Origin of the sequence: Mesorhizobium sp. M1312 (genome assembly GCF_040318115.1) — a bacterium.
Taxonomy (GTDB): Bacteria; Pseudomonadota; Alphaproteobacteria; order Rhizobiales; family Rhizobiaceae; genus Mesorhizobium.
This window is the reverse complement of sequence record NZ_JAMYLQ010000096.1, coordinates 1-1,026: the sequence shown is the minus strand read 5'-3', so window position 1 is coordinate 1,026 and position 1,026 is coordinate 1. Positions and strand designations below refer to the sequence as shown.

1 protein-coding gene is annotated in these 1,026 nt (G+C 59.4%); it reads right to left on the bottom strand.

Translation table 11 applies throughout. The features are described from left to right. Positions 1-16: 16 nt before the first annotated feature. Positions 17-936, bottom strand: a protein-coding gene (locus NKH36_RS34665; RefSeq protein ID WP_352966310.1) for an IS630 family transposase whose coding sequence is annotated in 2 segments (ribosomal slippage) — positions 17-600 and positions 600-936 — 921 coding nt in all. Because the reading frame shifts where the segments join, the coding sequence is not laid out codon by codon here. Positions 937-1,026: the final 90 nt, after the last annotated feature.

The following is a 1,026-nucleotide window of genomic DNA, read 5'->3' as shown; positions in this document are numbered from 1 at the left end:
CTAGAGCGGGATGAGATTAGTTTCGGTCATAGCCGGAGTTTTTGAAGTAGTGTGAGCACTCGGCGGATGTGATGCGGTTGAGAATTTGGCCGATCGCGTCGCAGACGGTTTGGACGGTGCGGCTTGCTGCCTTTCTCAGCCAGTGCTTGAGTTTTGAGAAGAGCTGTTCGATCGGATTGAGATCGGGCGAGTATTTCGGCAGGAAGAAGAGCCTTGCGCCGGCGGCGCGTATGGCGCGACGCACCGCCTTGCCTTTGTGCGAGCCGAGATTGTCCATGACGACTATATCCCCCGGCTGGAGGGTCGGCGCGAGAATCTTCTCGACGTAGAGGAGAAATCTCTCGCCGTTGATCGGTCCGTCGATCAACCAAGGCGCGTCGACGCGATCGCGGCGCAGCGCGGCCAGGAAGGTCATGGTCTTCCAGTGGCCGTGCGGCACTTTCGCTTTGATCCGCTGTCCCACCGGCGCCCAGCCCCTTAGCGGCGACATGTTGGTCTTGGTCCAGGTCTCGTCAATGAAGACCCGATACTTCGTCCACTGCATCCGCCGTCGCGCGATATCGGGACGATCCTGCTCGACGGCGATCAGCGTCTTTTTTTGTGACTGAGCTTCTCGGCATGCACGAATTCCCACACCGAACGGTAGTCGACCTTCAGGCCACGCTCGCCAAGTTCGGCCACAAGGCCGCGCAAGGTGAAGTCCCTGTCGTGACAGCGTTCGATCAGCCAGTCGCGCCACGCTCCCGAGAGCTTCTTCGGTTTGTAGCCGCCGACCTGGCGAGGCGCAGCACTGCCAGTCTCTTCGACACGCTTAAGCCACTCAATGGCCGCGCTATAGCTAACGCCAAATCGAGCCGCCGCCGCACGTCGCGAGAGCCCATCGGTCTTGACCGCAGCTACAACCCGCTCGCGAAGGTCCATCGAATATCCTGCCATCCACACTGGCCTCCTCCCAGCATGAATGTTGAATCAGAACTGCGATGATTTGGGAATCCCACGACTCTTACAAATCTCATCCCGCTCTAG